Here is a 2,160-nt window from a genome sequence, read left to right on the forward strand (position 1 = left end):
GCCCGCCCTCCCCCCCCCCGGCCCCGCCCCGCCCGGGCGGCGGGGGCCCCCGCCCCCCCGCCCCCGGGGGGGCCCGGGCCCCCCCCGCGTCCGGGCTCAGCCCGGCAGGACGCCGGTCAGCCCGCCGGCCAGCGGGAGGTCCTTGACGCCGCCGCCCCCGCTCAGCGGACCGGTCAGCGTGCCGGTGCCCACCGGGGCCAGGCCCTGGTCCGGTTGGACGGTCGCGCCGTTGTTGAGCACGTCGGCCGAGGAGTTGGCCCACGGGTCCAGGCGCAGGCTCTTGATCGGCGCGACGCCGTAGCCGAGGCCGGCCGTCGTCCCGCCCAGCGCCTGCCCGACGTCGGTCTTGGCCAGCGTGGCCGGGCCCGCCGCGGGCGCCTGGCCCGTGGCGGTGGCGGCCTGCGCCGAACCGGCGCCGAGCAGCACCGCGGCACCCACGGCGGCGGCCAGGCCCGCCCCGCTCTTCATCGAAACCATGCGGATCACCCTTCGGTGGATCGGGGTTCCCCGGGACGGCCCGCCCGGGGATGCCGAACTGCCCCCCGGCCGGCTGGTCGGGGGGCAGTTCGGCCGGAACACGTGCCGATCGGGGATCAGCAGTCGTCCGCGGGCTTCGGGTGCACCTCGACGTTGGCGCACTTGTTGCCGAACGTCGGGTTCAGCGCACCGGTCACGTCGACGGAGTTGCCGCAGACGATGACCGGGATGTGCACCGGGAGCTGGATCTGGTTGCCGGAGACGACACCGGGGGAACCCGCGGCGACGCCCTCGGCGCCCGAGCTGGCGGCGGCGGAGCCTGCAGCGCCCAGCGCCAGGCCGACAGCGGCGGCGGACAGGACGGCGGCCTTCTTCACATTCTGCATGGGGGGTTGATCTCCTCGATCACACACGGGTGGAGCGCTCCGCGTCCCGGCGGTGCGGGGTGCGGAACGGACTCGGTGAATCAGCTGTCGCTGCTGCGGCGACCGTCGGTCAGCCGATGTTGGCGCACTTGGTGCCGAACGTCGGGTTCAGGATGCTGACGACGCCGATGCTGTTGCCGCAGACGATGACCGGGATGTGCACCGGGATCTGGATCTGGTTGCCGGAGAGCACACCGGGGGAGCCGGCGGCCACGCCCTGGGCGCCGGAGCCGGCGAACGCGCCGCCGGCGGCACCGAGTACCAGGCCGGTGGCGGCCACGGACAGGGCGGCGGCCTTCGTGAACTTGCGCATGTCTTTCCTCCGATTTCTGCCCGACGGAAGGGAAATGTCGGGAGTCGGGCGAGCAGGAATACTCACCCGAAGGCTTCAGGGACTGCCGTGGTTGTCACTCCGGCGGCGCACACCGGTGCGTTCCGCCCATGGCTCGGGCGTCGACGCAGCCGCCGAGTTCTTCTAGCGTCTGGCGAACAATTCCCGCACGGTCGGGAACGATTCGGGCGAAGACTTGACCAGGAGTTTCCCGGTCGGGCGTTCAGGCGGTGTCGCCGAACGCCGGGTGCTGGGGAGCTCGCCACGTCGACCGACTTGCCGGTGGCCTCGGTGCCGACGAGGCCGTGGGCGAGCTGCGCATGGGCGGTACTCGTTTCATGAGTAGGGCCGGCTGGATCGTCTTCGTCAGGGAGAACGAGGCGGTGCGCGGGGGGAAACGGCCCGGCCCGTCGATCACCCGAATGCCGCTCGGCAGTTCCATTGCTCCGGACGGGTGACAGTGCGCGCACCGTCGCAACCGCCCCGGGCGGGTCTCGTTCTAGATGTCGCACTCCCCGTGCATCTCTGTTGAACAGTCAGGAGGCTCGCACATGAGCATCAAGAAGACCGCCGCCGTCGGCGCGGCCGTGGTGGGCATCGTGGCCGCCGGCGCCGGCACCGCGATGGCCAGCTCCGGCGCCGAGGGTGTCGCCGCCGGATCCCCCGGCGTCATCTCGGGCAACCAGGTCCAGGTTCCGGTGCACATCCCGGTCATCCTGTGCGGCAACACCATCAACGCTGTCGGTCTGCTGAACCCGGCGTTCGGCAATCACTGCGCCGCCGTGGGCTGAATCCACACCCGGTTCGGCCGGTGAGAGCCGCGGGGGGGGGGGGGGCGGGGGGGGGGGCGGGGGGGGCGGGGGGGGGGTGGGGGGGGGGGGGGGGGGGGCCGCCGCCCCCCCCCCCCGCGCGGGGGTGGACGCCCCG

Annotated in this window: 4 protein-coding genes; 1 reads left to right on the forward strand and 3 read right to left on the reverse strand. The window is 73.7% G+C overall.

Annotation, left to right across the window (positions count from 1 at the left end):
• Positions 1 to 96: 96 nt before the first annotated feature.
• The 3 genes from ACGF12_RS19340 to ACGF12_RS19350 all read right to left on the reverse strand — a co-directional run bounded on the left by ACGF12_RS19340 (position 97) and on the right by ACGF12_RS19350 (position 1,215).
• Positions 97 to 477, reverse strand: a complete 381-nt coding sequence (locus ACGF12_RS19340; protein WP_393031116.1) for a hypothetical protein — start codon at positions 475 to 477, stop codon at positions 97 to 99.
• Positions 478 to 593: 116 nt separating this feature from the next.
• Positions 594 to 863: a chaplin gene (locus ACGF12_RS19345; RefSeq protein ID WP_393031119.1), complete on the reverse strand. Its 270-nt coding sequence runs from the start codon at positions 861 to 863 to the stop codon at positions 594 to 596.
• A 109-nt stretch (positions 864 to 972) separates the two neighbouring features.
• Positions 973 to 1,215: a chaplin gene (locus ACGF12_RS19350; protein WP_393031122.1), complete on the reverse strand. Its 243-nt coding sequence runs from the start codon at positions 1,213 to 1,215 to the stop codon at positions 973 to 975.
• A gap of 569 nt (positions 1,216 to 1,784) precedes the next feature.
• Between ACGF12_RS19350 and ACGF12_RS19355 the strand changes: the two genes are divergently transcribed.
• Positions 1,785 to 2,024 (forward strand): chaplin, encoded by a 240-nt coding sequence (locus ACGF12_RS19355; protein ID WP_393031125.1) that lies wholly within the window; start codon positions 1,785 to 1,787, stop codon positions 2,022 to 2,024.
• Positions 2,025 to 2,160: the final 136 nt, after the last annotated feature.

This window comes from Kitasatospora sp. NPDC048296 (assembly GCF_043201815.1).
Taxonomy (GTDB): domain Bacteria; phylum Actinomycetota; class Actinomycetes; order Streptomycetales; family Streptomycetaceae; genus Kitasatospora.